Raw genomic sequence first — 25,539 nt, 5'->3', positions numbered from 1 at the left:
ATTAGGCCTAAATCGCTGCGTGCCACTGGGCATGGCCATCGTCGCGTGGAAGCTGCCTGGGGCCAAGGCTAACCAGCGGGTGGCGGCAGTGGAGGAGGCGCTGGTGCAGTTAGCGTGATCGGTGGGGGGTGGTGCCCCCTTGCCTCAGGCCGGGGGCAGCCAAACCAGTCCCCTGTTGCCTCACGCCTGGCGTGCTGTCAGGCCCTGTTCAACTGAGGCGCCTTCCTGCTCGGCTACCTGCTCCTCGATCTTCGCCTGGGTCTTGTGCGCCATGTCGTCTTTCATACGCTGTGCGGGAGAGCATTCATGATTCAGGAAATCACGCCGGCACCCGCCGGCTTCAGTGAGCAGCAGCTGCTGACCTTGTTCGAATTGATCAGCGACGGCATCTGGGACTGGAATGCCAACACCGGCTACGTTTATCGCAACCCGGGCTGGTACGCCCTGCTCGGCTACGCCAGCCATTCCATGGCCAACTCGGTGCTGACGTGGGAAAGCGTCATTCACCCGGAGGACTATCCGCGGGTCATGGCGCATTTTGAGGCCTATATCAACCAGCGCAATGAGCGCTACCTGATCGAGTACCGGTGCCGCTGCCAGGATGGCAGCTACCTGTGGATCGAAGACAGCGGCTACATCATTGCCCGCAACGACGACGGCTCGGTGGCCCGCATGCTCGGCGCCCACCGCAATATCGATGCCGGCAAACGGCGGGTGGCGCAGCTTGAACAGCAGAACCTGTCGCTGGAGAGCCTGGTGGCCGAACGCACCCGTGAGCTGTCTTGGGTCAACCAGCAATTGCAGCGCCAACTGGATGAAAACCGCGAACTGGCCGAGCGCGATGCGCTGACCCGCATCGCCAATCGCTATCGGCTGGAAAAGGTGTTGCAGCTGGAATGCGAGCGCGCCCATCGCTTCCGCCAGCCGTTGTCGCTGATAGCCATGGACGTGGACGACTTCAAACCGATCAACGACCACTACGGCCATGCCCGTGGCGATGCGGCGTTGATCCAGGTAGTCGACAATCTGCGCACCTGCCTGCGCGAGCATGACCTGCTGGCCCGTTGGGGCGGTGACGAGTTCGTCATCGTGCTGCCGCAGACCTCACTGGCCGAGGCGCTTGAGGTGGCGGCCCAGTTACGCCAGGTGATGGAGCAGGTTGAGCCGGTCGGCGACTGTCGCCTGACCATGAGCTATGGGGTGGTGCAATGGCAGGAAGGTGAGGACCAGCATGACGTGCTGGCCCGTGCGGACAAGGCCCTGTATCGCGCCAAGGGGGCGGGCAAGAACGCCGTAGCCGAATGACCTGACGGCCTCTTCGCAGCACAAGGCTGCTCCACAGTCAGAATGAAAAAAGACCCGCTGCGCCTTGGGCGCAGCGGGCCAAATCGGCCTCAGCCGCTTCAGTGTCAGATATGCAGGGCGTGGCCCAGTGCGCGCAATGCGGCTTCCTGTACCGCTTCACCCAGCGTCGGGTGGGCGTGGATGGTGCCGGCGATGTCCTCCAGGCATGCACCCATTTCCAGCGACTGGGCAAAGGCCGTGGACAGCTCCGAGACCGCCACGCCTACCGCCTGCCAACCCAGGATCAGGTGATTGTCGCGGCGCGCCACCACGCGTACGAAGCCGGCCTTGGACTCAAGGCTCATGGCCCGGCCGTTGGCGGCGAACGGGAACTGCGCGACGATGCAATCCAGGCCTTGTTGGCTGGCTTGCTCAGGGGTTTTGCCAACCACCACGATCTCCGGGTCGGTGAAGCACACCGCAGCGATTGCACTGGGTTCGAAGCGTCGTGCCTTGCCGGCGATGATCTCGGCGACCATCTCGCCCTGGGCCATGGCCCGGTGCGCGAGCATCGGCTCACCGGCCACGTCGCCGATGGCCCAGACATTGCGCATGCTGGTCTGGCAGCGCTCGTCGATAGCGATGGCGGCGCCGTTCATCTTCAGCTCGAGCGATTCCAGGTTGAAACCTTGCGTACGCGGGCGGCGACCTACAGCCACCAGCACCCTGTCGGCTTCCAGGCGCAGTTGCTCGCCCTGGCCGTCACGGGCCAGCAGGCAACCGTTGTCGTAACCTTCGACGCTATGGCCCAGGTACACGGCAATACCTAGCTTCTTCATCGCCTCGGCCACGGGGGCGGTCAATTCGCTGTCGTAGGTGGGCAGGATGCGCTCGCGCGCTTCCACCACGCTCACCTGGGCGCCCAGCTTGCGGTAGGCAATGCCCAGCTCCAGGCCGATATAGCCACCGCCCACCACCACCAGGTGCTGCGGCAAGGCCTCAGGGGCCAGTGCCTCGGTCGAGGAAATTATCGGCCCGCCGATGGGCAGCATGGGCAGTTCGACGCTGTTCGAGCCTGTGGCCAGCAACAGGTGCTCGCACTGAATACGCTGGCCGTCGACGTCGACATGCTTGCCGTCGAGGATCTTCGCCCAGCCATGGATCACCTTGACCCCGTGCTTTTTCAGCAAGGCAGCCACGCCAGTGGTCAGGCGGTCGACGATGCCGTCCTTCCAGGCCACGCTGCGGGTGATGTCCAGGCGTGGCGAGCTGACACTGATGCCCAGTGCCGACGGCTCGGTATAGCGCGAGGTCTGGTGGAACTGCTCGGCGACATGGATCAACGCCTTGGACGGAATGCAGCCGACGTTCAGGCAGGTGCCGCCCAGCGCCTGGCCTTCCACCAGCACGGTGGGGATACCCAGTTGCCCGGCGCGGATGGCGGCCACATAGCCGCCAGGGCCACCGCCGATGATCAGCAGGGTGGTTTCGATAGTCTGTTGCATGCTCACTCCACGAACAGGCAGGCGGGTTGCTCAAGCAGGCCACGCACGGCCTGGATGAACAGCGCGGCATCCATGCCGTCGACCACGCGGTGGTCGAACGAGCTGGACAGGTTCATCATCTTGCGTATGACGATCTGGCCGTCGATCACCATCGGCCGTTCGACCATGCGGTTGACGCCGACGATCGCCACTTCCGGGGTGTTGACTACCGGCGTGCTGACGATGCCGCCCAGCGCGCCGAGGCTGGTCAAGGTGATGGTCGAGCCGGACAGCTCGTCGCGGCTGGCCTTGTTGCTGCGTGCGGCGGTTGCCAGGCGCGCGATCTCGCTGGCATTGCTCCACAGGCTGCCGGCCTCGGCATGGCGCAGTACCGGCACCATCAGGCCGTTGTCGCCCTGGGTAGCGATGCCCACATGCACCGCACCATGGCGGGTGATGATTTGCGCTTCGTCGTCATAGGTGGCATTGATCTGCGGGAAATCGCGCAGGGCCACGACCAGGGCGCGGACCAGGAACGGCAGCAAGGTCAGCTTGCCGCGGCTGTCACCGTGCTTCTGGTTGAGCTGCTGGCGCAGGGCTTCCAGGGCGGTGACGTCGATTTCTTCAACGTAGCTGAAGTGCGCGACCCGGCGCTTGGCGTCCTGCATGCGCTGGGCGATCTTGCGGCGCAGGCCGATGACTTGCACCTGCTCGCTGTCGGTACGCTTGGCGTAGCCGCCAGGGGCTTGCCCAGCGGTGGTTTGCGGCTTGCTCATGAAGGCGTCGAGGTCTTCGTGCAGGATGCGCCCGGCTGGGCCGCTGCCATGTACGTAGCGCAGTTCGATACCGGCATCCAGGGCGCGCTTGCGCACGGCCGGGGAGGCCAGTGGCTTGTCGCCGGCCTGGCGCGGCACGATCGGCGCGGCCGCCTGGGTAGCGGCGGCCTGGCAGGCGGGTGCTGGCGCTGCGGCACGCGCTTGCGGCGCGCTGGCCACTGGCGCGGCTACTGCCTCGGCCGGCTTGGCTTCGGCTTGCTGGGGCTGCGGCGTGTCGACATGGTTGCCGCTGCCTTCCACTTCGATGCGGATCAGCTCGCTGCCGACCGCCATCACTTCACCTGGCTGGCCGCCCAGGGCCAGCACCTTGCCACTGACTGGCGAAGGGATTTCCACGGTTGCCTTGTCGGTCATGACATCGGCCACCACCTGGTCTTCGGCGATCACATCGCCGACCTTGACGAACCACTCGACCAACTCGACTTGCGCGATGCCTTCGCCGATGTCCGGCATCTTGATGACGTGCGTGCCCATTCAGACCTCCATGACCCGTTTCAATGCCGCACCTACCCGCGAAGGCCCTGGGAAGTAAGCCCATTCCTGTGCGTGGGGGTAGGGGGTGTCCCAACCGGTGACGCGCTCGATCGGCGCTTCGAGGTGATGGAAGCAGTGCTCCTGGACCAGCGACACCAGCTCGGCACCGAAACCGCAGGTGCGGGTAGCCTCGTGCACCACCACGCAGCGGCCGGTCTTTTTCACCGACGCGACGATGGTTTCCAGGTCCAGCGGCCACAGGCTGCGCAGGTCGATGACCTCGGCGTCGACACCGGTCTCTTCAGCGGCCACTTGTGCCACGTAAACCGTGGTGCCGTAGGTCAGCACGGTAACGTCGTTGCCGGGGCGGGTGATGGCGGCCTTGTCCAGCGGCACGGTGTAGTAGCCATCCGGCACGGCGCTGTGTGGGTGCTTCGACCACGGCGTCACGGGGCGGTCGTGGTGGCCGTCGAACGGGCCGTTGTAGAGGCGTTTGGGCTCAAGGAAGATGACCGGGTCGTCGCATTCGATCGAAGCGATCAACAGGCCCTTGGCGTCATAGGGGTTGGACGGCATGACCGTGCGCAGCCCGCACACCTGGGTGAACATTGCTTCTGGGCTCTGGCTGTGGGTCTGGCCGCCGTAGATGCCACCACCGCACGGCATGCGCAGGGTCAGCGGGGAGATGAACTCACCGGCCGAGCGATAACGCAGGCGGGCCATTTCCGACACGATCTGGTCGGAGGCCGGGTAGAAGTAGTCGGCAAACTGGATTTCCACCACCGGGCGCAGGCCGTAGGCACCCATGCCCACGGCAGTACCGACGATACCGCTTTCGGAGATCGGCGCGTCGAACACGCGCGACTTGCCGTACTTGGTCTGCAGGCCTTCGGTGCAGCGGAACACGCCGCCGAAGTAACCGACGTCCTGGCCGTAGACCACGACATTGTCGTCACGCTCAAGCATGATGTCCATGGCCGAGCGCAGGGCCTGGATCATGGTCATGGTAGTGGTGGCCATGGCGGTTTCCGGGTTGATGCTGTTGTTGTGGTCGTTCATCTCAAACCCCCAGTTCCTGGCGTTGACGGCGCAGGTGTTCGGGCATTTCCTTGTACACGTCCTCGAACATCGAGGCCGCGCTTGGGATATGGCCGTTGGCCAGGGTGCCGTACTGTTCGGCTTCTTTCTGTGCAGCGATGACGGCGGCCTCGAACTCGGCGGTAACCGCCTGGTGTTCTTCCTCGGACCAGTGGCCGATCTTGATCAGGTGCTGCTTCAGGCGGGTGATCGGGTCACCCAGCGGGAAGTGGCTCCAGTCATCGGCAGGCCGGTATTTGGACGGGTCGTCGGAGGTCGAGTGCGGGCCGGCACGGTAGGTGACCCATTCGATCAGGCACGGGCCCAGGCCACGGCGGGCGCGTTCGGCGGCCCAGCGCGAGGCTGCGTACACGGCGACGAAGTCGTTGCCGTCGACGCGCAGGGAGGCGATGCCACACCCCACGCCACGGCCGGCAAAGGTGGTCGATTCACCCCCGGCAATGGCCTGGAAGGTGGAGATTGCCCACTGGTTGTTGACCACGTTGAGGATGACCGGCGCGCGGTACACGTGGGCGAAGGTCAGGGCGGTGTGGAAGTCCGACTCGGCAGTGGCGCCATCGCCGATCCAGGCCGAGGCGATCTTGGTATCGCCCTTGATCGCCGAGGCCATGGCCCAGCCGACCGCCTGCACGAACTGGGTCGCCAGGTTGCCGCTGATGGTGAAGAAGCCTGCCTCGCGCACCGAATACATGATCGGCAGCTGGCGGCCCTTGAGCGGGTCGCGCTCGTTGGACAGCAGCTGGCAGATCATCTCCACCAGCGACACGTCGCGGGCCATCAGGATGCTTTGCTGGCGATAGGTGGGGAAGCACATGTCGGTGCGGTTCAGGGCCAGGGCCTGGGCGCTGCCGATGGCTTCTTCGCCCAGGCTCTGCATGTAGAAGGACATCTTTTTCTGGCGCTGGGCTACCACCATGCGGCTGTCGAAGATGCGCGTCTTGAGCATGGCGCGCATGCCTTGACGCAGTACCTGTGGGTCGATGTCTTCGGCCCATGGGCCCAGGGCGTCACCGTGCTCGTCCAGCACGCGGATCAGGCTGTTGGACAGCTCTGCGGTGTCGGCAGCATCGACGTCGATAGAAGGTTTACGGACAACACCTGCATCGTTCAGACGCAGGTAGGAAAAATCGGTCTGGCAGCCTGGCCGGCCGGTGGGCTCGGGCACATGCAAACGCAGGGGGGCGTACTCGTTCATGCTTTTTACGCTCGCTCGAATGTTGTTTTTGTGAGCTCTGAAGCGGCCGCCGCTGAGTACCGGCTTGTGACTGGTAAGTCAGCGTCCTGTACATCTTAGTGGCACAGCAGAAGAATTTTTCTCTCAAGTTGGTTGCCTTTGCCTACGGGCGCAGATAAACATTCCGCATAAACACAAAAAACCGGTGAATTTGTCTCATGCGCAAACTCGATCGTACGGATATCGGCATTCTCAACAGTCTTCAGGAAAACGCGCGCATCACCAATGCGGAGCTGGCGCGCTCGGTGAACCTGTCGCCCACCCCCTGTTTCAACCGGGTCAAGGCCTTGGAAGAGCTGGGGGTGATCCGCCAGCAGGTGACGTTGTTGTCGCCTGAGGCGCTGGGGCTGGATGTAAATGTATTCATTCATGTGAGCCTGGAAAAACAGGTGGAGCAATCGCTGCACCGCTTCGAGGAAGAAATCGCCGAACGCCCCGAGGTGATGGAGTGCTACCTGATGACCGGGGATCCGGATTACCTGCTGCGGGTGCTGTTGCCGAGCATTCAGGCGCTGGAGCGGTTTCTCGATTACCTGACGCGGTTGCCGGGGGTGGCGAATATCCGGTCGAGTTTTGCCTTGAAACAGGTGCGGTATAAAACGGCGTTGCCGTTGCCTTCCAATGGGATGACGTTGCGGGAATGAGGGTTGCCCATTCCGGCCTCTTTGCGGGGCAAGCCCGCGCCCACGGGTACATGCTTTCGCTCAGTATCGGCGGTATATCTGTGGGAGCGGGCTTGCCCCGCGAAGAGGCCAGCACAGCAATCAAGTCAGGTGCTTGATATTTTAAACACCCCCAGCCTATGTTGTTGTCAGCCTATAACAACAAGGACAAGCGTCATGACCACCCCCGGCCCGAATACTCTCGCCGAGCACCTCCAGGGCATCGATGAAATCGAATGCGTCACCCCCGACCTCAACGGTGTACCGCGCGGCAAGGTGATGACCGCCGAGGGGTTCCTCGAAGGCCGGCGCCTGCAGATGGCCCGTGGCGTACTGCTGCAATGCATCATGGGAGGCTACCCCCCGGCAAGGTTTTACGGCAGCGATGACGGTGATCTGGCGCTGGTGGCTGAGCCCAGCCAAATCCATCGCCTGCCCTGGAGTGACGACGGGCGCGCCTTGGCCATTTGCGATGCCAACGAACTGGATGGCAGGTCTTCTGCGTTGTCCACCCGTGGTCAGCTCAAGGCGGTGATCGCCCGCTACGCAGCCTTGGGCCTGGCGCCCGTGGTGGCGACGGAGCTCGAATTCTTTGTCTTCGCACCCAATACCGACCCGCTGCAGCCGTTTGTGCCGCCGCTGGGCAAGGATGGCCGCCGGGAGCTTGGTCATTCGGCGTTCAGTGTCAGCTCCAACAACGGCTTGCGACCGTTCTTCAACGAGGTCTACGCGTGCATGGCGGCGCTCGGCCTGCCGCGTGACACCTTCATGCACGAGATGGGCATCAGCCAGTTCGAGATCAACCTGTTGCACGGTGACCCACTGCTGCTGGCCGACCAGACGTTCCTGTTCAAGCACCTGCTCAAGGAAGTGGCGCTCAAGCATGGGCTGACCGTGGTGTGCATGGCCAAGCCGTTGGCGAAAACCCCCGGCAGTTCCATGCACATCCACCAGAGCCTGGTGGAGATCGGCAGCGGGCGTAACGTGTTCAGCGATGACCAGGGGCAGCCGACCGAGACCTTCCTGCACTTTATTGGCGGTTTGCAGGCGTGCATGGCGGACTTCACCGCGCTGTTCGCCCCCAACGTCAATTCCTACCAGCGCCTGTGTCATCCCTACGCCTCGCCCAACAATGCCTGCTGGTCGGAGGACAACCGCGCGGCAGGCCTGCGCATACCGGCCAGTGCGCCGGTGGCCCGGCGCGTGGAAAACCGTCTGCCCGGTGCCGACGCCAACCCGTATCTGGCGATCGCCGCGAGCCTGGCCGCAGGGTTGCACGGCATCGAGCAACGCTTGCAGCCGACTCCGGCCATTCAGGGCGAATTCGAGGTGCCGGAGCACCTGAGTCTGCCCTGTACCCTACACGCGGCGCTTGAACGCCTGAAGCGCAGCGCGCTGGCGCGGGAACTGTTCGGCACTGAGTTCATCGAAGGCTACGTCGCCACCAAGACCCTGGAACTGACCGACTTCTTCGACGAGATCACGCCCTGGGAGCGTCGGGTCCTGGCGGCACAAGCCTGATCGCGACACGACCGCTACTGGACGCGTCCCCTGTTCTGCTATTTCGCCGGCAGGGGACTGCGCTGCGGCACATTTGCTTTTATGCTAGCCAACAAGCCAACGCCACCTGACCAGGGAGCCCGACGGGACGTATGCGAAACATCTGGAAGCCGTTTCAGTCGCTGTATTTCGCTGCCTTGATGATGCTTATCGGCTCAGGCCTGCTCAGTACTTACCTGGCACTGCGCCTGGCGGCCGATCATGTCGACAGTTTGTGGGTCGGTGCGTTGATGGCGGCCAACTACTTCGGCCTGGCCGTGGGCGGCAAGGTCGGCCACCGGCTGATCGGCCGGGTAGGGCACATCCGCGCCTATGCGACCTGCGCGGGCATCGTCTGCGCGGCGGTGCTCGGCCATGGCATGACCAACTGGCTGCCGGCTTGGGTCGGGCTGCGGATGGTGGTCGGCTTGGGGATGATGTGCCAGTACATGGTCATCGAGAGCTGGCTCAATGAACAAGCCGACGCCAAGCACCGTGGCGCGGTGTTCAGCGGCTACATGATCGCCTCTTACCTGGGCCTGGTGCTCGGCCAGCTGATCCTGGTGGTGCACCCCGAGCTCGGCCCTGAACTGCTGATGTTGGTCGCCATGTGCTTCGCCCTGTGCCTGGTGCCCGTGGCGATGACCCGGCGCATTCACCCGGCGCCTTTGCGCCCGGCACCGATGGAGCCCAAGTTCTTCATCAAGCGGGTGCCCCAGTCGCTGAGCACGGTACTCGGTTCGGGGCTGATCGTCGGTTCGTTCTACGGCCTGGCGCCGCTGTATGCTTCTAGCCAAGGGCTGTCCACCGAGCAGATCGGTCTGTTCATGGGCAGCTGCATCTTTGCCGGGTTATTGGTGCAGTGGCCGTTGGGCTGGCTGTCCGACCGCTACGACCGCGCGGTGCTGATTCGCAGTGCCGCAGTCGGCCTGGCGCTGGCCTCGGCGCCGTTGGCGATTTTACCCAGCGTGCCGCTGGAGTTGCTGTTCGGCATCGGCTTTGTCATCTCGTTGCTGCAGTTCTGCCTGTATCCGTTGGCGGTGGCGTTCTCTAATGACCATGTCGAGAGCGAGCGCCGCGTATCGCTGACGGCCATGTTGCTGGTCACTTATGGCGTGGGCGCCTGTATCGGCCCGCTGGCAGCCGGGGTATTGATGAAGGTGCTGGGCTCGCAGATGCTCTATGCCTTCTTCGTGTTCTTCGCGCTGGTGCTGGTGTGGCGGATTCGGCCGAAAGCGGTCACCGGGCTGCACCAGGTGCAGGACGCACCGTTGGGCCACGTGGCGATGCCTGCAGCCGGTTCGCCGTTGTCGGCGGCGCTGGACCCACGGGTCGATGAACAAACCGTGCAGGACGTGATGCAGGCACCGGTGGCGGCGGAAGATACCGAGCAGGATCAGGCGTCGAGCGCCGAGGGCGTCAAGCCTGAAGCTGAGGTGCAGCGGTCGGTTTGACCCGCTCCCCCCATGAACAGAGCTGAGTGAGTCTCCTCGCATGTCATCGGTACTCAGCCAGCCGTCCTGATCAGCCGAAAAAAAAGGATGGGCGCCCAGCGGCGTATCAACCACGCCAATCTGGCCGAATTGGCAATGCAGCTCGGCGGTGAATGTGCAACGAATCATAAAGGGCATGTTCCGCGAAGCGCCCGAGGTGGGCAGGCGCCAAACGAAAACGCCACCCGATTGGGTGGCGTTCAGGCCTGAAGCGGCGCTATCAATAGTCGTCTTTATCGAACCGCCGCGCCTCACGCTGCAGTTGGTAGACAAAGCTCTCGATCTTGCGCTGCGCCTGGCCGCTGAGGTTATGGAAACGTACGCCAGCGAAGGTGGTGTTGATACGCTCTTCGAAGTGCAGGTGGCGCAGTTCGACCATGGTATCGCCCAGGCCCAGTGGGTTGCCAGCCTTGAAGCGCTCGTACACCTGGCCCAGTTGCAGGCGGTCCTCGACATTGCCTTCGAAGCGCAGCTTGCAACCGGTGGCCGAGATGTCCAGCAGCTTGCCGCGCAGGGCGCCGTTGCCCTTGAGGTGAGTGCCGTCGAGGGTGATGTCGACCAGCTGTGACAGCTTGAGTGCGGCGCGGAATGCGTTGCGGCGCTGGTGGTAGGTCATTTCTTCCGGCATCGCGCCGCGGTAGCAGCGGTGGCCGTTGACTTCACTGATGGTCAGCGGGGCATTGCATTCCCAGGCGATGCGCACACCATCGTGGAAGCCTTCGACGCGAAACGATTCGCCGTTCTCGATGAATTTTTCGCCGTCGCGGGGGATCATCTCGTCCAGTGCCAGGGTTTTGCTGTCGCGGTCGACATGTACCACGTAGCTCTGAAAGCGCTGGCTGCGATCATGGAAGGTGATGATCAGGGGGTCATGACTTTCCTGCAGCTGTCGCAGGTTGGCCGCGATCTCCAAAGGCGTACTGAGCACCTTTGGCGGCTGCGGGGCATCGGCTTCATTGAACACGGCTAATCAATCTCCAGGCAAAAACGACACACGCAAGTAACGGCATTTTGCCAGTATGTTCTGTGCCTTGATAGAAGTATCACACTTGGCTGAGTGCGCGCGGCTTGGCCAGCAGCGAGGTGCTGCCCCGGCTGTCGTAGAGCGACGGAGAATCGCCACCCATGAGGATTCTGATCTGGTTGTTGGTGACGTGTTGCTGAACCTGGATGATCCGGCCGTTAGTCTCGTTGACCTGCCGGCAGGTGTCCATTAGCTGGGTCAGCACGTCGAGTTGCTGCATGAGCACTTCACCATTCGCTGACTGTGCGGCCACGGCCTGTATTCCGGCGCGGTTGGCACTCAGGCCGAGGCCGGCAAGCAAGTTGTTGCGCCGCTGGCCTTGCTGTTCGAGCAACACGATCAGCGACTGCTTGCGGGCCAGGATGCCCTCCAGTGGCGCCATGTCGCGCCCATGCAAGGCGACTGCTTCCTGTTGAAGAAGGTCAAGCAGCTCCTGCATCGGGGCAATGTCATCTTCGATCAGTTGCAGCAAAGTGATGTCGTGCATGGCTAACTCTTGGCTTCAGTAAGCGTCCATGAAGTCAGCGCGCCGAACGGTCAGCGCTGGGCTTCGAAATCGAGCAGTTTGCTGGCGACCCGGCCGGCATCGACCTGGTAGCTGCCATCGGCGATCGCCTGTTTCAACTGGGCCACGCGGGCACTGTTGACGACGGGCTGCTCGCGCAGCGTGTCGCTGACTTTTTGCAACTGCTGTGCCTCTTGGCTGAGGTGTACTGCTTCTCCGCTGGCGACGGTGCTTTTAGGCGTTTCCTGGCTCGCGCCGGGCTTTTCGGCGGTGCCGGACGCGGCAGAGCCACGAACGCCGCCCGTGACGGACGGAGAGTTATTCAAACGACTGAAGTCGATGACCATGATCAGAAACCCCTGGGTATTTGGACGCTTGCCTTGTTTTCGGCCAACCCGATAGAAACTTTAGGCACAAATGCTTAGCCGCCTGTCAGCAAGCTCGCGAACCCGTTTTCTGACACAGTTTAGGAAAAGCCGTTCCACACTGCCAGCGCAATCCTGCTACATCGTCACCTCGACCTGGCCGGGGCCGGTCACTCTGGCCTTGATCACGCGTTTGGAATTCAGGTTGCGCACCCGGATCTGTTCGCTCAGGCCGCCCTTGCTCAATGCTTCGCCCGGCATGCGCACGCTCAGGCTGCCGCTGCGGGCGATGATTACCACCTGGTCGCCCTTGCGCACCACCTCGGCCTGCTCAAGGTGCTGCGGGGTGAGCACCTGGTCGATGACGGTGGGCCGTAGCATCTTCATGCCCACTGCCTGGTCGAGTTCGCTGAGAAAACCCTGGCCGAGGGTGCCGACATCGCGCTCGCGCAGGGCCACGTCGCCTTCGCCCACCACGTTGTCGCGCTTGAGCGGGCGGGTAACCACCACCACATCGCGGAACAACCGCACCGTTGCCGGCACGAACACGGTCCATGGCGCGGCACTGTCGCAGCGTACCCGCACGGTGACCCGGCCTAGTGGCTGCGAGGGGCTTTCCAGTGACGCGTCCAGCGGCTGGCTGCACAGTGGCATGCGCAAACGAGGGTCGAGCGTGCTGACCTGGATCTCGTAACGGCCGACGGTCTGGGTGGTGGCCAGATAATCTTCTACGGTGAATTCAAGAAACCCTTGGGTGACACCGATAAGCTGTTCAGGCAAGGTAAACGCGTCCGCCAGCGTGCGAACGCCGGGCACCAGCAGGCACAGCGTGGCCAGCGAGCCAGTCAGCAGGTGCGTCAATCGTCGGAAAAATGTCGTTTTCGTGTACATGGCGCTCAAAAAAGCAAAGCCCGTGCCGACTCGGTACCTGATTTGCAACGAAAGGCTGAAACGTAAAGGAGTCTGGCATGGCGGGTGTTATGGATTCGGTCAACCAGCGTACACAGCTGGTGGGGCAGAATCGCCTGGAATTGTTGCTGTTTCGCCTCAATGGCGGGCAGCTCTACGGCATCAACGTGTTCAAGGTCAGAGAAGTACTGCAGTGCCCAGCGCTGACCTTGCTGCCCAAGTCCCACCCGGTGGTGCGCGGCGTGGCCAACATTCGTGGGGCGACCATCCCGATCCTCGACCTGTCGATGGCCACCGGGCTGGCGCCGCTGCAGGAAGACACGCGCAACAGTTTCGTGATCATCACTGAGTACAACACCAAGACCCAGGGCTTCCTGGTGCACTCGGTCGAGCGCATCGTCAACATGAACTGGGAAGAAATCCATCCGCCACCCAAGGGCACCGGCCGCGACCACTACCTGACTGCCGTCACCCGGGTGGACAATCGCATGGTCGAGATCATCGACGTAGAGAAGGTGCTGGCCGAAGTGGCGCCGTCGTCCGAGCAGGTGTCTGCCGGGGTGGTCGATGCCGAAGTGCAGGACAAGGCCGTGCTGCTGCGGGTGTTGACCGTCGACGATTCGTCGGTGGCGCGCAAGCAGGTCAGCCGCTGCCTGCAAACCGTCGGTGTCGAGGTGGTGGCGCTGAACGACGGCCGCCAGGCGCTCAACTACCTGCGCCAGCTGGTGGAGGAGGGCAAGCGTCCGGAAGAAGAGTTCCTGATGATGATCTCGGACATTGAAATGCCAGAAATGGACGGTTACACGCTCACGGCGGAGATCCGCAGCGATCCGCGCATGCAAAAATTGCACATCGTCCTGCATACTTCGCTCTCTGGGGTATTTAACCAGGCGATGGTCAAGAAAGTCGGCGCCGATGATTTTTTGGCCAAGTTCAAACCGGACGACCTGGCCCAGCGCGTGGTTGATCGGATCAAAGCAACGCATTGAAGCAGCCGGGAGCCCGCTCCCGGCACCAGCGATTGAAAAGAGGCGGCAAGAGTGTCTACGGGTAATTTGGATTTCGAACAGTTCCGGGTCTTCCTGGAGAAAGCCTGTGGCATCCTGCTGGGCGAGAATAAGCAGTACCTGGTCTCCAGCCGTCTCAACAAGCTGATGGAGCAACAGGGCATCAAGAGCCTGGGTGAGCTGGTGCAGCGCATCCAGACCCAGCCGCGCAGCGGCTTGCGCGAACAGGTGGTCGACGCGATGACGACCAACGAGACCCTGTGGTTCCGCGATACCTACCCCTTCGAGGTGCTGAAGAACAAGGTCATCCCCGAGTTCATCAAGAATAACCCGGGCCAGCGCCTGCGCATGTGGTCGGCGGCCTGCTCATCGGGGCAGGAGCCTTACTCCATCTCGATGGCCATCGACGAGTTCGAGCGCAGCAACCTGGGCCAGTTGAAGATGGGGGCGCAGATTGTCGCCACCGACCTGTCCGGGACCATGCTGACCAACTGCAAGACCGGCGAATACGACAGCCTGGCGATTGCCCGCGGCTTGTCCCAAGAACGCCTGCAGCGTTACTTCGACCCCAAGGGGCCGGGGCGTTGGGCGGTCAAGCCGGCCATTCGCAGCCGCGTCGAGTTCCGCTCGTTCAACCTGCTCGACAGCTACGCCAGCCTGGGCAAATTCGACATCGTGTTCTGCCGCAACGTGCTGATCTATTTTTCGGCCCAGGTGAAGAAGGACATCCTGCTGCGCATCCACAGCACGCTCAAGCCTGGGGGTTACCTGTTCCTTGGGGCTTCGGAGGCGTTGAATGGGCTGCCGGACCATTACCAGATGGTGCAGTGCAGCCCGGGGATTATCTACCAGGCCAAGTAAGGCCAGGTGGGTATGCCTTGAGGGTTGTGGTGCCTGTGAGATCGAGCGCCGCCCGGGCGGCGCTCGATCTCACAAGCGCCAAATCGCTATCGTCAAACCCTGACGTCAATATTTTGTTTTGCCGCTTTTGCCGCCCGGCAATTGCCGCTTTTCCCTCCCCAGGCGGAAGCACTTTGCCGCTTTTCTGGCATCAAGCCTGCCAGTTCATCCCTCGCAACCCCGTGTTTCCGGCCTTTCCGGTGGTTGGCACAGCCCTTGCTATACCTTGCTCAACGACACTCCGGTCAACCTTTGAAGGTTTCCCCGACATGAGCATCAGCTTCGACAAGGCGCTTGGCATTCACGAAAAGGCTCTGGGCTTCCGCGCCCAGCGCGCTGAAGTGCTGGCCAACAATATCGCCAACGCCGACACGCCCAACTACAAGGCGCGTGACATGGACTTCTCCTCGGTGCTCGCTGCCGAGAGTGAAAAACAGCAAAGCGGCCGCTTCGCCCTGGACCGTACCAACAGTCGGCACATCGAGGCCGACGGCCTGGCCATCGCCGACGACACGCTCAAATACCGCACCCCGATGCAGCCATCGATCGACCAGAACACCGTCGACGCTCATCTAGAGCAATCGAACTACACCGAAAACGCCATCGGATTCCAGGCAAGCTTCACCTTGCTCAACAGTAAATTCAAAGGGCTGGTTTCGGCCCTGCGCGGAGAGTAATCATGTCCCTTTCCAGTGTCTTCAATATTGCCGGTAGCGGCATGAGCGCGCAGAACACCCGCCTCAACACTGTGGCCTCGAACATCGCCAACGCCGAGACCGTGTCGTCGAGCATCGACCAGACCTACCGCGCCCGTCACCCGGTGTTCGCCACCACCTTCCAGAATGCGCAGGGCGGTACCAGCCAGTCGCTGTTCGAGGATCAGGGCGAAGCCGGGCAGGGTGTGCAGGTCAAAGGCATCGTCGAGGACCAGAGCAACCTGGAGGCGCGCTACGAGCCAAACCACCCGGCGGCGAACAAGGACGGCTACGTCTACTACCCAAACGTCAACGTGGTCGAGGAGATGGCTGACATGATCTCTGCCAGCCGTGCGTTCCAGACCAACGCCGAGCTGATGAATACGGCCAAGGCCATGATGCAGAAGGTCCTGACCCTGGGTCAGTGATAAGGAATTCAGACCATGGCAATCGATACTACTGGCGTTAATCTCAAAGACGTACTCGCAGCGTCGGGTGTCGGTACTGCTGCCAAGAAGGCTGCGGACACGGCATCCAAAACTGGCAACGACTCGCTTGGCAAGGACGCGTTCCTGCAATTGCTGGTCACCCAGATGCAGCACCAGAACCCGCTAGACCCGCAGGACAACGGCGAGTTCGTTGCTCAGTTGGCGCAGTTCAGCAGCCTGGAAGGGATTACATCGCTGAATGACTCGGTCAGCGCGATCACCAGTTCCCTGGGCTCGTCCCAGGCCCTGCAGGCCTCTTCGCTTGTCGGGCGCTCGGTGGTGGTACAGAACAACAAGGCGGTGGTCGACACCACTGAAAGCTTCAACGCGCAGTTCGTTGTGCCGCAGGCGATCAGCGAAGCGAAGATCACCATCAAGGACAAGGACGGTAACACCGTCAAGACCATTGAATTGGGTGAGCAGAAAGCCGGTTATGCGGACTTCATCTGGGATGGCACCAATGCCAGCGGCGAAAAAGTCGACCCAGGTACCTACACCTTTACCGCCAGTACCACCGTGGATGGCAAGTCGGTGCAGATGAGCACGTTGCTCCCGGCAAAGGTCACCAGCGTCAGCTTCAGCGCCGCTGGCGAGATGGTGTTGAACCTTGCTGGTGTGGGCAAGGTTTCCCTGTCTGACGTACAAACCATCGGTATCTAAGGCCGGTCAACACGGCAAATGGAGTGTCCTTATGTCTTTCAATATCGGCCTTAGTGGTCTGTACGCAGCGAACAAGCAGCTTGATGTCACTGGCAACAATATTGCAAACGTCAATACCACCGGGTTCAAATCGTCTCGTGCCGAATTTGCAGACGTCTATGCAGGTTCCAACCGCCTGGGCGTAGGTAAGAACCAGATCGGTAACGGCGTGCGCTTGGCTGCTGTTTCCCAGCGGTTTGCCCAGGGCGATGTCAACACCACCGGGAATGCGCTGGACATGGGCATTCAAGGGCAGGGGTTCTTTGTGCTGTCTGACAATGGCTCGCATGTCTACACCCGAGCGGGCGCCTTCCAGCCCAGTAAAGACAACTTTGTGATTACCTCGGATGGCCTGCGGCTGCAGGGTTATGCGGCCGACGCGAGCGGCAAGATCCAGAAGAGTGGGCTGACTGACCTGAAGATTGATACCTCGGCATTGCAGCCCAAGGCGACTTCGCTGATCGATCAGGGCATCAACCTGAACTCGTCGGCAAAATCGATTCCATTCCAGGTCTATGACAACACCACGCCGCCGACCATGGGTGCGTTCAACCCGGCGGATGCAAGTACCTATCAGCGTTCGACGTCCAGCACCGTGCAAGACAGTGACGGTGTCGACCACACCGTGGAGCAGTACTACCGAAAGACCGGTACCAATGAGTGGACCATGTACACCTTGGTCGATGGGCGCAATCCGTTCGATCCGACCAGCACAACCCCGGTGGCGGGTGTCATCGACTACAACAGCGATGGGTCCATCAGTGGCATGCTTGCTGACAGCAATGGCGTGCCGAGCGGGGCGTCGTTCACCGTAAGCAACGGTAACTTCAACATGACCGGCTGGGTGCCTGCCATGCAGGATGCCAATGGTGACTGGGCCGCCAGCGGTGCTACCGGTGCTGCTCAAACGCTGGGCGTCACTTCGCCAGCCTTGGTTGCGAACAAACCGTTCGATCCGGCCGACGAAGCCACTTATAACCGTTCATTCCCAACCAAGGTGTATGACAGCCAAGGCAACGAGCACACCCTGGAGCAGTTCTATCGCAAAACTGGCACCAACGAGTGGACCATGTACACCCTGGTCGATGGGCGTAACCCGTTCGATCCAAGCAGCACCCAGCCGCTGGTGGGCACCATCAATTTCAATAGCGATGGCTCGGTCAACTCAATGACGGCGGACAACACCGGCCTGCCTGTCGGTACGTCGTTCACTGTTGCCAACAATACCTTCAGCATGGTGGGTTGGGTGCCGGCGTCCCAGGGGGCTTCGGGTAACTGGGGTGCCAATGGCGCGGTGGGCAATGCCACTGGCATGAAGCTGTCGATGGCCAGCACGACCTCCTACAACACTGAGACTGCACGTATGTCGCAATCTCAGGATGGCTATGCCACCGGTATTTTGTCGAACTTGAGCATCGATGCGACAGGCGTGCTGTTCGCCAGCTTCAGCAATGGGCAGTCCCGCGCCATTGGCCAGGTGGCGTTGGCCAGTTTCGCTAACGAGCAGGGCCTTCAGCAGATCGGTGGTACCCGTTGGACTGAAACCTACAACTCCGGCATTCCCGGTATCGATGCGCCGAAGACCGGTACCCTGGGTGCTATCGAGTCCAATGCGCTGGAAGGGTCGAACGTCAACCTGACTCAGGAGCTGGTGGAGCTGATCAAGGCACAAAGCAACTACCAGGCGAACGCCAAGACCATTTCGACTGAAAGCACCATCATGCAGACCATCATCCAGATGGCCTGATGGACGCTTTTTGATGGTGTGTAGATAAACCCCTTTCTTGTGAAGGGGTTTGTCGTTTTGTAGGAGGGCTCATGAAAAAGCAGCTTGTCGCTTGGCTGGCAGCGTTCTGCCTCTATCACGCGCAGGCAGGTACCGCGCCGTGGTGGCGCTGGGAGAGCCAGGTGGATGGGCGCTTGGTGTGTTCCCAGTGGTCGCCAGGGGAGGGGTGGAAGCGGTTCGCGGGGCCTTACAACAATGGTGGGTGTCGTGAACGCTAGCGGTCGCTTTGCCGTTATCGGCAATCCGGCGCCGGATAACCGACGTTCAGCGTGTGGGGGGTTCCCGCAAGAGCCCGTATCCACGGGCTTTTTCATGATTTCATGAAGTTGGTTCGGAACTTGCTTTACTGCCTCCATAGCGACGGCGAGCGGCAAACGACCGCCACTGCAGCGGAGGATAACTGTGGACAAGATGCTTTACGTGGCCATGACCGGCGCCAGCCAGAACGCGCTGGCGCAGAAGGCCCATGCCAACAACCTGGCGAACATTTCCACCAACGGCTTTCAGCGCGACCTGGAGCAGGCGCGCTCGATGCCGGTGTTTGGCGACAGCTTTCCGGCGCGCGCCTTCGCCATGACCGAACGCCCGGCCACCGACTTCAGTGAAGGCCCGATGGTCGAGACCGGCCGCGAGCTGGACGTGACCGTGGCCGGCAAGGGTTTCATCGCCGTGCAGGCCCCGGATGGCAGCGAAGCCTACGTGCGCACCGGCAGCCTGAACATCGACGCCTTGGGCGTGCTGCGTGCCGGCAACGGTATGCCGGTGATCGGCAACGGCGGCCCGATTGCCATTCCGCCGGAGCAGAAAGTTGAAGTGGGTGCTGACGGCACTATCAGCATTCGCGCCATGGGTGAAGACCCACGCGTGATGGCCGAGGTCGACCGCATCAAACTGGTCAACCCCGACATCAAAGGCCTGACCAAGGGCCTGGACGGCATGATCCACACCACCAATGGCCAACCGGCAGATGCCGACGTCAACGTTCGCGTGGTGTCGGGCTTTCTGGAAGGCAGCAACGTCAACGCCGTCGAGGAAATGACCTCGGTGCTGGCGTTGTCCCGCCAGTTCGAACTGCACGTCAAGATGATGAACGCGGCCAAGGAAGGCGACGAAGCCATGGCGCGTGTTTTGCAAATCGGCTAATCACATTTGAACGGGTGCCGTAAAACAGGCGCACGAGGAGAACAGCATGCTTCCGGCTCTTTGGGTCGCTAAAACCGGCCTGTCCGCCCAGGACACCAACCTGACGGTCATTTCCAACAACCTGGCCAACGTCTCGACCACCGGTTTCAAGCGTGATCGCGCCGAATTCCAGGACCTGCTCTACCAGATCAAGCGTCAGCCCGGCGCCCAGTCGACCCAGGACAGCGAGCTGCCTTCGGGCCTGCAGGTAGGTACCGGTGTGCGCATTGTCGGCACCCAGAAAAACTTCACTACCGGCAGCCTGCAGACCACCGAGAACCCGCTGGACATGGCGGTCAATGGCCGTGGCTTCTTCCAGATCCTGCAGCCCGATGGCACCGTTTCCTACACCCGCGACGGCACCTTCCACCTGAACTCCGATGGCCAGATCGTCAATGCCGACGGCATGGCGCTGGAACCTGCCATCGTCGTGCCAAATGACGCACAGACCTTCACCGTCGGCCAGGATGGCACGGTGTCGATCACCGTCGCGGGCAACCCGGCGGCGCAGGTAATCGGCAACATTCAGACCGCCGACTTCATCAACCCCGCTGGCCTGCAGGCAATGGGCAACAACCTGTTCCTGGAAACCGCCGCCAGCGGCGCGCCGCAAGTCGGCACCCCAGGCCTGAACGGCTTTGGCACCACCCTGCAGCAGACCTTGGAAAACTCCAACGTCAGCACCGTGGAAGAGCTGGTGAACATGATCACCACTCAGCGTGCCTACGAGATGAACTCCAAAGTCATCTCCACCGCCGACCAGATGCTGTCGTTCGTCACCCAGCAGCTGTAAGCCCCTGAACCTGGCCCCGTAGCCCAGTTACACCGTGAGGTAAGCGTCATGAATCGTCTGTTGTCCGTCTTCGCCCTGGGGGGGGCGGTGTTGTTGGCAGGTTGCGTCGGCCCGACGCCCAAGCCCAACGACCCGTACTATGCGCCGGTGTTGCCGCGCACCCCGTTGCCGGCGGCGGCCAACAACGGTTCGATCTACCAGGCCGGGTTCGAGCAGAATCTGTACAGCGACCGCAAGGCGTTCCGGGTGGGTGACATCATCACCATCACGCTTAACGAACGCACTTCTGCCAGCAAGAACGCAGGCTCGCAGATCCAGAAGAACAGCAAGGCCGACATCGGCCTGAGCTCGCTGTTCGGCAGCACGCCCAACACCAACAACCCGTTCGGCGGCGGTGACCTGTCGCTGGAAGCCGGTTACAGCGGCGAGCGCGCTACCAAGGGCGACAGCAAGGCCACCCAGGGCAACACCCTGACCGGTTCGATCACCGTGACCGTGGCCGAAGTGCTGCCTAACGGCATCATCGCCGTGCGCGGCGAGAAGTGGCTGACCTTGAACACCGGCGAAGAGCTGGTGCGCATTGCCGGCATGATCCGCGCTGACGACATCGCCACCGATAACACCGTGCCGTCCACTCGTGTGGCCGATGCGCGTATCACCTATTCCGGGACCGGCTCGTTTGCCGATGCCAGCCAGCCCGGGTGGCTGGACCGCTTCTTCATCAGCCCGCTTTGGCCTTTCTGAGTACGGATGACCATGTTCAACGTGAGGCAGCTGATTGCCGCAACCCTGCTACTGTCCTGCGCCTTCGCGGCCCAGGCCGAGCGCCTGAAGGACATCGCCAGCATCTCTGGCGTGCGTTCCAACCAGCTGATCGGTTACGGCCTGGTGGTGGGGCTCAACGGCACGGGTGACCAGACCACCCAGACGCCGTTCACCCTGCAGACCTTCAACAACATGCTGTCGCAGTTCGGCATCAAGGTGCCGGCGGGTTCTGGCAACGTGCAGCTGAAAAACGTCGCGGCGGTGTCGGTGCATGCCGACCTGCCGGCGTTCGCCAAGCCCGGCCAGGTGGTGGACATTACGGTGTCGTCGATCGGTAACTCCAAGAGCTTGCGCGGTGGCAGCCTGCTGCTGACCCCGCTCAAGGGTATCGACGGCAACGTCTACGCCATCGCCCAGGGCAACCTGGTGGTGGGCGGCTTCGATGCCGAAGGCCGCGATGGCTCGAAGATCACCGTCAACGTTCCGTCGGCCGGGCGTATTCCCGGTGGCGCCAGCGTCGAGCGGGCGGTGCCGAGTGGGTTCAACCAGGGCAACAGCCTGACCCTGAACCTCAATCGCCCAGACTTCACCACCGCCAAGCGGATCGTCGACAAGGTCAACGAACTGCTCGGCCCTGGAGTCGCCCAGGCTGTGGATGGTGGTTCGGTGCGTGTCAGCGCGCCGATGGACCCGAGCCAGCGGGTGGACTACCTGTCGATCCTTGAAAACCTCGAGATCGACCCGGGCCAGGCGGTGGCGAAGGTCATCATCAACTCGCGTACCGGCACCATCGTGATTGGCCAGAACGTCAAGGTTTCGCCTGCTGCGGTGACCCACGGCAGCCTGACCGTGACCATTACCGAAGACCCGATCGTCAGCCAGCCGGGCGCGTTCTCCAATGGCGAGACCGCCGTGGTGCCACGCTCGCGGGTCAACGCCGAGCAGGAAGCCAAGCCGATGTTCAAGTTTGGCCCGGGTACCACGCTGGATGAAATCGTCCGCGCGGTGAACCAGGTCGGTGCGGCGCCCAGCGACCTGATGGCGATCCTCGAAGCCCTGAAACAGGCCGGCGCCTTGCAAGCCGACCTGATCGTGATCTGAGGACGCAGCGGATGAACAGCAAAAGCCTGGTTTCCGGCAGCGTCGACAGCGGCGCCTACACCGACCTCAATCGCCTGAGCTCGCTCAAACACGGCGACCGCGACAGCGAAGGCAACGTGCGCAAGGTGGCGCAGGAGTTCGAGTCGCTGTTTATCAGCGAAATGCTCAAGGCCTCGCGCAAGGCCAGCGATGTGCTGGCCGACGACAACCCGATGAACACCGAGACGGTCAAGCAATACCGCGACATGTATGACCAGCAGTTGGCCGTGAGCATGTCCCGCGAGGGCGGCGGTATCGGCCTGCAGGACGTACTGGTGCGCCAGTTGACCAAGAGCAAGAGCACGGCCGGCACCAGCAGCCCGTTTGCGCGCGGCGAGGGCAGTGGCCCGGCGCTGTGGGGCAACAAGGTGGCGGAGCCTGTGCGTGCCGCCGAGTCGGGCGCGCCCCGTAACGACGTCGCTGCCCTCAATTCGCGGCGCCTGGCGCTGCCGAGCAAGCTGACCGACCGCTTGCTGGCCGGCATCGTGCCGTCGGCCGCAACCAGCAACAGCGCTGCCGTGCCGCCCCGTGACGGCCAGCAGGTGGCCAAGGCCTTTGCCGTGCCGGACAACGGCCTGCGCATTGTCGGGCGTGCCGTGGCCCAGCCACCGCTGGCGCCGAACAAGGCGTTCTCTGACAGCGACACGTTCGTTGCCACCATGCTGCCGATGGCCGAGCAGGCCGCCAAGCGCATCGGTATCGACCCGCGCTACCTGGTGGCCCAGGCGGCCCTGGAAACCGGCTGGGGCAAGTCGGTCATGCGCAACACCGATGGCAGCAGCAGCCACAACCTGTTTGGCATCAAGGCCAGTGGTAACTGGCAGGGCGAGCAGGCGAGGGCGATCACCAGCGAATTCCGTGATGGCCAGTTCGTCAAGGAAACGGCGGCGTTCCGCTCGTACGATTCCTACCAGGACAGCTTCCACGACCTGGTCAGCTTGCTGCAGAACAATTCGCGCTATCAAGATGCGGTGAGTGTGGCCGATAAACCCGAACAGTTTGTGCGAGAGCTGCAGAAGGCCGGTTACGCCACCGACCCGAACTACGCCAGCAAGATCTCGCAGATCGCAAGACAGATGAAGTCGTACGAGCGCTACGCAATGCTCGGTACCACAACGAAACTTTAAGGGCATGCAACCATGGCGAGTCTGATCAACATTGGTATGTCGGGGCTTGGCGCCGCGCAGTCGGGGATGTACACCCTCGGTAACAACATCGCCAACGCCGATGTCGAAAGCTATTCGCGCCAGCAGAACGTGCAGAAGACCAAAGGCGGCCAACAGGTTGGCCAGGTCTTCATCGGCAGCGGTACCACCTTGGCCGATGTGCGCCGGGTGTACAACGCGTTCCTCGAGAACCAGCTGCGTACCACCACCTCGCTGAGCAGCGAAGCTGGCTCGTATCTGAAGCAGATCACGCCGCTGGATACTGCCCTGTCCAGCAGCGACACCGGCATTACTGCCGCGCTGCAGAGTTTCTTCAGTAGCATGCAGGACGCTGCTGCCAAGCCTACCGAGGATGCCTCGCGACAACTGTTGCTGACCAGTGCTCAGTCCCTGGCCAAGCGCTTCAACACCTTGTCTTCGCAGCTGAACCAGCAGAACAGCAATATCAGCAGCAACATGGCATCAATAGCCGATCAGGTTAACAACCTGACCAAGACCGTCGCAGATCTGAACGATCAGATTGCCAAGGTGAGCGCGGTCACCGGCCAGCCCAACGACCTGCTTGACCAGCGTGATGGCGCGGTACGCGAACTGAACGCATTGATTGGCACCGATGTGGTGGAGCGTGATGGCAACTACGACATCTACCTGAAGAACGGCCAGGCACTGGTGCTGGGCAAAACCACCCAGACCCTGGGTGTCGAGCCAAGCGCCACCGACCCGACCCGCACGAGCCTGATCCTCAATCGCGGCTCGACCAAGATGGACATCACCAGCAGCGCCACCGGTGGTGAGCTGGGCGGCCTGCTGCGTTACCGCAGGGAAACCCTCGATCCGGCGCTCAATGAACTGGGGCGTGTGGCCCTGGTGGTGGCCGACGCGATCAACAGCCAGTTGGCCCAAGGCATCGACAGGAACGGCGACTTCGGCGCCACCCTGTTCGGTGACATAAACAGCGCCAAAGCCATCAGTGAGCGCAGTGTTGCCAAGTCGGGCAACAGCGCCGGCTCCGGCAACCTCGATGTCACCATCAAGGACACCGGCAAGCTGTCGATCAGCGATTATCAGGTGACCTTCACCAGTACCACCGGCTACAGCGTGCGCAAACTGCCTGAAGGCACTGACATGGGTAGCTTCGACCTGAGTGACAGCCCGCCACCGGTGATCGATGGCTTCACCTTGTCGCTTAATGGCGGTGGTTTGAGTGCCGGCGACAGCTTCAAGATCACCCCCACCCGCAATGCCGCGGCCAGCATCGAAACCGTGCTGACCGACCCCAAACGCCTGGCGCTGTCGTCGTCGCTGACCGCCACCAGCGGCTCTGGCAACAAGGGCACTGGGGTGATTACCCAGCCGAAGCTGACCTCCGAGCTGGACATCTATGACGCTGCCCAGCGCTCGCAACTGCAGGCCGGGTTGAAGTACTCGACCCCGGTGAAATTGGTGTTCGCTGACGACACCGCCTCGCCGCAGGCTTACAAGCTTTACGACGCCAAGGGTACCGAGATCGGTAGCGGTACCATTGTGCCGGGCCAGGATAACAAGCTGCAGTTGTCGGTGCCGATGGTCGATGGCAATGGCAACTCGTTGGGCAGCAACTTCACCTTCGAGATGAGCGTTTCCGGCGCACCGAAGAATGGCGATAGCTATACCGTGGCCTTGACCGGTGCCGGCTCAGCGGACAACCGCAACGCCCTGTCGGTGATCGACCTGCAGTCCAAATCCACCATTGATGTGGGCGCCAATGGCAAGGGCATCAGCTTCACCGATGCCTATGCCAAGCTGGTATCCGGAGTTGGCGGCAAGGCTGGCCAGGCCCAGATGGACGGCGACGCCACCAGTGCATTGCACGCCTCGGCACTGGACAGCCGCAACGGCCTGTCGGGTGTATCGGTCGACGAAGAGGTCGGTAACTTGGTCAAGTTTCAGCAGTACTACACCGCGTCGTCGCAGATCATAAAGGCGGCCCAGGAAACCTTCGCCACCCTGATCAACAGCCTTTAAGGAGTCG

The 25,539-nt window shown here is 62.0% G+C and carries 25 protein-coding genes; 17 read left to right on the top strand and 8 right to left on the bottom strand.

The window, feature by feature from the left end:
* The first annotated feature begins 306 nt into the window (after nt 1–306).
* Entirely contained in the window at nt 307–1,305 is a 999-nt protein-coding gene (locus ACSSU5_RS03440) for a sensor domain-containing diguanylate cyclase (RefSeq protein WP_264312150.1), read from the top strand.
* A 104-nt stretch (nt 1,306–1,409) separates the two neighbouring features.
* On the opposite strand, the gene lpdA is transcribed toward ACSSU5_RS03440, so the two are convergent.
* Genes lpdA through ACSSU5_RS03420 form a run of 4 tightly spaced genes read right to left on the bottom strand, consistent with a single transcriptional unit; the run spans nt 1,410 to nt 6,371 of the window.
* A complete protein-coding gene (gene lpdA / locus ACSSU5_RS03435; protein WP_492560609.1) occupies nt 1,410–2,789 on the bottom strand; it encodes a dihydrolipoyl dehydrogenase in 1,380 nt (459 codons plus the stop codon).
* A gap of 2 nt (nt 2,790–2,791) precedes the next feature.
* Entirely contained in the window at nt 2,792–4,078 is a 1,287-nt protein-coding gene (locus ACSSU5_RS03430; RefSeq protein ID WP_492560608.1) for a dihydrolipoamide acetyltransferase family protein, read from the bottom strand.
* Nucleotides 4,079–5,137, bottom strand: a complete 1,059-nt coding sequence (locus ACSSU5_RS03425) for an alpha-ketoacid dehydrogenase subunit beta (RefSeq protein WP_264312153.1) — start codon at nt 5,135–5,137, stop codon at nt 4,079–4,081. It abuts the gene before it with no gap.
* A gap of 1 nt (nt 5,138) precedes the next feature.
* Nucleotides 5,139–6,371 carry a 3-methyl-2-oxobutanoate dehydrogenase (2-methylpropanoyl-transferring) subunit alpha gene (locus tag ACSSU5_RS03420; RefSeq protein WP_264312154.1) on the bottom strand — a complete coding sequence of 411 codons (1,233 nt, stop codon included), beginning with the start codon at nt 6,369–6,371 and terminating at the stop codon, nt 5,139–5,141.
* 197 nt (nt 6,372–6,568) lie between these two features.
* Here ACSSU5_RS03420 and bkdR point away from each other — a divergent pair, with 197 nt between their 5' ends.
* The 3 genes from bkdR (at nt 6,569) to ACSSU5_RS03405 (ending at nt 10,065) form a co-directional block, all read left to right on the top strand.
* Nucleotides 6,569–7,054 (top strand): Bkd operon transcriptional regulator BkdR, encoded by a 486-nt coding sequence (gene bkdR / locus ACSSU5_RS03415; RefSeq protein WP_264312155.1) that lies wholly within the window; start codon nt 6,569–6,571, stop codon nt 7,052–7,054.
* Nucleotides 7,055–7,351: 297 nt separating this feature from the next.
* Nucleotides 7,352–8,593 carry a glutamine synthetase family protein gene (locus tag ACSSU5_RS03410; RefSeq protein WP_264313880.1) on the top strand — a complete coding sequence of 414 codons (1,242 nt, stop codon included), beginning with the start codon at nt 7,352–7,354 and terminating at the stop codon, nt 8,591–8,593.
* 131 nt (nt 8,594–8,724) lie between these two features.
* Nucleotides 8,725–10,065, top strand: a complete 1,341-nt coding sequence (locus ACSSU5_RS03405; protein ID WP_492560607.1) for an MFS transporter — start codon at nt 8,725–8,727, stop codon at nt 10,063–10,065.
* A 259-nt stretch (nt 10,066–10,324) separates the two neighbouring features.
* Here the strand turns inward: ACSSU5_RS03405 and ACSSU5_RS03400 are convergent, their stop codons facing one another.
* The 4 genes from ACSSU5_RS03400 to flgA all read right to left on the bottom strand — a co-directional run bounded on the left by ACSSU5_RS03400 (nt 10,325) and on the right by flgA (nt 12,889).
* Nucleotides 10,325–11,068 (bottom strand): flagellar brake protein, encoded by a 744-nt coding sequence (locus tag ACSSU5_RS03400; protein ID WP_264312157.1) that lies wholly within the window; start codon nt 11,066–11,068, stop codon nt 10,325–10,327.
* Nucleotides 11,069–11,147: 79 nt separating this feature from the next.
* The gene (locus ACSSU5_RS03395) at nt 11,148–11,615 is read right to left on the bottom strand and encodes a flagella synthesis protein FlgN (protein ID WP_264312158.1); all 468 of its coding nucleotides are present in this window, start codon (nt 11,613–11,615) and stop codon (nt 11,148–11,150) included.
* Nucleotides 11,616–11,665: 50 nt separating this feature from the next.
* Nucleotides 11,666–11,980 (bottom strand): flagellar biosynthesis anti-sigma factor FlgM, encoded by a 315-nt coding sequence (gene flgM / locus ACSSU5_RS03390; RefSeq protein WP_492560606.1) that lies wholly within the window; start codon nt 11,978–11,980, stop codon nt 11,666–11,668.
* A 156-nt stretch (nt 11,981–12,136) separates the two neighbouring features.
* A complete protein-coding gene (gene flgA / locus ACSSU5_RS03385) occupies nt 12,137–12,889 on the bottom strand; it encodes a flagellar basal body P-ring formation chaperone FlgA (protein ID WP_264312160.1) in 753 nt (250 codons plus the stop codon).
* A gap of 77 nt (nt 12,890–12,966) precedes the next feature.
* Between flgA and ACSSU5_RS03380 the strand changes: the two genes are divergently transcribed.
* From ACSSU5_RS03380 to flgK, 13 genes are all read left to right on the top strand, one after another.
* The gene (locus tag ACSSU5_RS03380) at nt 12,967–13,896 is read left to right on the top strand and encodes a chemotaxis protein CheV (protein WP_099428629.1); all 930 of its coding nucleotides are present in this window, start codon (nt 12,967–12,969) and stop codon (nt 13,894–13,896) included.
* A 51-nt stretch (nt 13,897–13,947) separates the two neighbouring features.
* Nucleotides 13,948–14,775, top strand: coding sequence for a protein-glutamate O-methyltransferase CheR (cheR, locus tag ACSSU5_RS03375; RefSeq protein ID WP_264312161.1), 828 nt, complete (start codon nt 13,948–13,950; stop codon nt 14,773–14,775).
* A 308-nt stretch (nt 14,776–15,083) separates the two neighbouring features.
* Entirely contained in the window at nt 15,084–15,491 is a 408-nt protein-coding gene (gene flgB / locus ACSSU5_RS03370; protein WP_264312162.1) for a flagellar basal body rod protein FlgB, read from the top strand.
* A 2-nt stretch (nt 15,492–15,493) separates the two neighbouring features.
* Nucleotides 15,494–15,937, top strand: coding sequence for a flagellar basal body rod protein FlgC (gene flgC / locus ACSSU5_RS03365; RefSeq protein WP_264312163.1), 444 nt, complete (start codon nt 15,494–15,496; stop codon nt 15,935–15,937).
* A 15-nt stretch (nt 15,938–15,952) separates the two neighbouring features.
* The gene (gene flgD / locus ACSSU5_RS03360) at nt 15,953–16,657 is read left to right on the top strand and encodes a flagellar hook assembly protein FlgD (protein WP_264312164.1); all 705 of its coding nucleotides are present in this window, start codon (nt 15,953–15,955) and stop codon (nt 16,655–16,657) included.
* A 31-nt stretch (nt 16,658–16,688) separates the two neighbouring features.
* Entirely contained in the window at nt 16,689–18,443 is a 1,755-nt protein-coding gene (locus ACSSU5_RS03355) for a flagellar hook-basal body complex protein (protein WP_264312165.1), read from the top strand.
* Between the two features lie 71 nt (nt 18,444–18,514).
* Entirely contained in the window at nt 18,515–18,700 is a 186-nt protein-coding gene (locus ACSSU5_RS03350; protein WP_264312166.1) for a hypothetical protein, read from the top strand.
* Between the two features lie 184 nt (nt 18,701–18,884).
* Nucleotides 18,885–19,625, top strand: a complete 741-nt coding sequence (locus ACSSU5_RS03345) for a flagellar basal body rod protein FlgF (RefSeq protein WP_264312167.1) — start codon at nt 18,885–18,887, stop codon at nt 19,623–19,625.
* A gap of 46 nt (nt 19,626–19,671) precedes the next feature.
* The gene (gene flgG, locus ACSSU5_RS03340) at nt 19,672–20,457 is read left to right on the top strand and encodes a flagellar basal-body rod protein FlgG (RefSeq protein ID WP_264312168.1); all 786 of its coding nucleotides are present in this window, start codon (nt 19,672–19,674) and stop codon (nt 20,455–20,457) included.
* Between the two features lie 48 nt (nt 20,458–20,505).
* Complete coding sequence (flgH, locus tag ACSSU5_RS03335; RefSeq protein WP_264312169.1) at nt 20,506–21,201, top strand: flagellar basal body L-ring protein FlgH; 696 nt, start codon at nt 20,506–20,508, stop codon at nt 21,199–21,201.
* A gap of 12 nt (nt 21,202–21,213) precedes the next feature.
* Entirely contained in the window at nt 21,214–22,323 is a 1,110-nt protein-coding gene (locus tag ACSSU5_RS03330; RefSeq protein WP_413470110.1) for a flagellar basal body P-ring protein FlgI, read from the top strand.
* 11 nt (nt 22,324–22,334) lie between these two features.
* The gene (flgJ, locus tag ACSSU5_RS03325; RefSeq protein ID WP_492560605.1) at nt 22,335–23,489 is read left to right on the top strand and encodes a flagellar assembly peptidoglycan hydrolase FlgJ; all 1,155 of its coding nucleotides are present in this window, start codon (nt 22,335–22,337) and stop codon (nt 23,487–23,489) included.
* Nucleotides 23,490–23,501: 12 nt separating this feature from the next.
* Entirely contained in the window at nt 23,502–25,532 is a 2,031-nt protein-coding gene (flgK, locus tag ACSSU5_RS03320) for a flagellar hook-associated protein FlgK (RefSeq protein WP_492560604.1), read from the top strand.
* The last annotated feature ends 7 nt before the right edge of the window (nt 25,533–25,539 follow it).

It is taken from the genome of Pseudomonas sp. E1MeOHC2 (assembly GCF_058745025.1).
Note: the sequence above shows the minus strand (reverse complement) of the source record. Positions and strands in the feature narration are given on the sequence as shown.

Bases quoted from the DNA above. Each gene is read 5' to 3' on its own strand.
- ACSSU5_RS03440 (WP_264312150.1), top strand. From the start codon at position 307: ATGATTCAGGAAATCACGCCGGCACCCGCCGGCTTCAGTGAGCAGCAG.
- lpdA (WP_492560609.1), bottom strand. From the start codon at position 2,789: ATGCAACAGACTATCGAAACCACCCTGCTGATCATCGGCGGTGGCCCT.
- ACSSU5_RS03430 (WP_492560608.1), bottom strand. From the start codon at position 4,078: ATGGGCACGCACGTCATCAAGATGCCGGACATCGGCGAAGGCATCGCG.
- ACSSU5_RS03425 (WP_264312153.1), bottom strand. From the start codon at position 5,137: ATGAACGACCACAACAACAGCATCAACCCGGAAACCGCCATGGCCACC.
- ACSSU5_RS03420 (WP_264312154.1), bottom strand. From the start codon at position 6,371: ATGAACGAGTACGCCCCCCTGCGTTTGCATGTGCCCGAGCCCACCGGC.
- bkdR (WP_264312155.1), top strand. From the start codon at position 6,569: ATGCGCAAACTCGATCGTACGGATATCGGCATTCTCAACAGTCTTCAG.
- ACSSU5_RS03410 (WP_264313880.1), top strand. From the start codon at position 7,352: ATGACCGCCGAGGGGTTCCTCGAAGGCCGGCGCCTGCAGATGGCCCGT.
- ACSSU5_RS03405 (WP_492560607.1), top strand. From the start codon at position 8,725: ATGCGAAACATCTGGAAGCCGTTTCAGTCGCTGTATTTCGCTGCCTTG.
- ACSSU5_RS03395 (WP_264312158.1), bottom strand. From the start codon at position 11,615: ATGCACGACATCACTTTGCTGCAACTGATCGAAGATGACATTGCCCCG.
- flgM (WP_492560606.1), bottom strand. From the start codon at position 11,980: ATGGTCATCGACTTCAGTCGTTTGAATAACTCTCCGTCCGTCACGGGC.
- flgA (WP_264312160.1), bottom strand. From the start codon at position 12,889: ATGTACACGAAAACGACATTTTTCCGACGATTGACGCACCTGCTGACT.
- ACSSU5_RS03380 (WP_099428629.1), top strand. From the start codon at position 12,967: ATGGCGGGTGTTATGGATTCGGTCAACCAGCGTACACAGCTGGTGGGG.
- flgB (WP_264312162.1), top strand. From the start codon at position 15,084: ATGAGCATCAGCTTCGACAAGGCGCTTGGCATTCACGAAAAGGCTCTG.
- flgC (WP_264312163.1), top strand. From the start codon at position 15,494: ATGTCCCTTTCCAGTGTCTTCAATATTGCCGGTAGCGGCATGAGCGCG.
- flgD (WP_264312164.1), top strand. From the start codon at position 15,953: ATGGCAATCGATACTACTGGCGTTAATCTCAAAGACGTACTCGCAGCG.
- ACSSU5_RS03355 (WP_264312165.1), top strand. From the start codon at position 16,689: ATGTCTTTCAATATCGGCCTTAGTGGTCTGTACGCAGCGAACAAGCAG.
- ACSSU5_RS03350 (WP_264312166.1), top strand. From the start codon at position 18,515: ATGAAAAAGCAGCTTGTCGCTTGGCTGGCAGCGTTCTGCCTCTATCAC.
- flgG (WP_264312168.1), top strand. From the start codon at position 19,672: ATGCTTCCGGCTCTTTGGGTCGCTAAAACCGGCCTGTCCGCCCAGGAC.
- flgH (WP_264312169.1), top strand. From the start codon at position 20,506: ATGAATCGTCTGTTGTCCGTCTTCGCCCTGGGGGGGGCGGTGTTGTTG.
- ACSSU5_RS03330 (WP_413470110.1), top strand. From the start codon at position 21,214: ATGTTCAACGTGAGGCAGCTGATTGCCGCAACCCTGCTACTGTCCTGC.
- flgJ (WP_492560605.1), top strand. From the start codon at position 22,335: ATGAACAGCAAAAGCCTGGTTTCCGGCAGCGTCGACAGCGGCGCCTAC.
- flgK (WP_492560604.1), top strand. From the start codon at position 23,502: ATGGCGAGTCTGATCAACATTGGTATGTCGGGGCTTGGCGCCGCGCAG.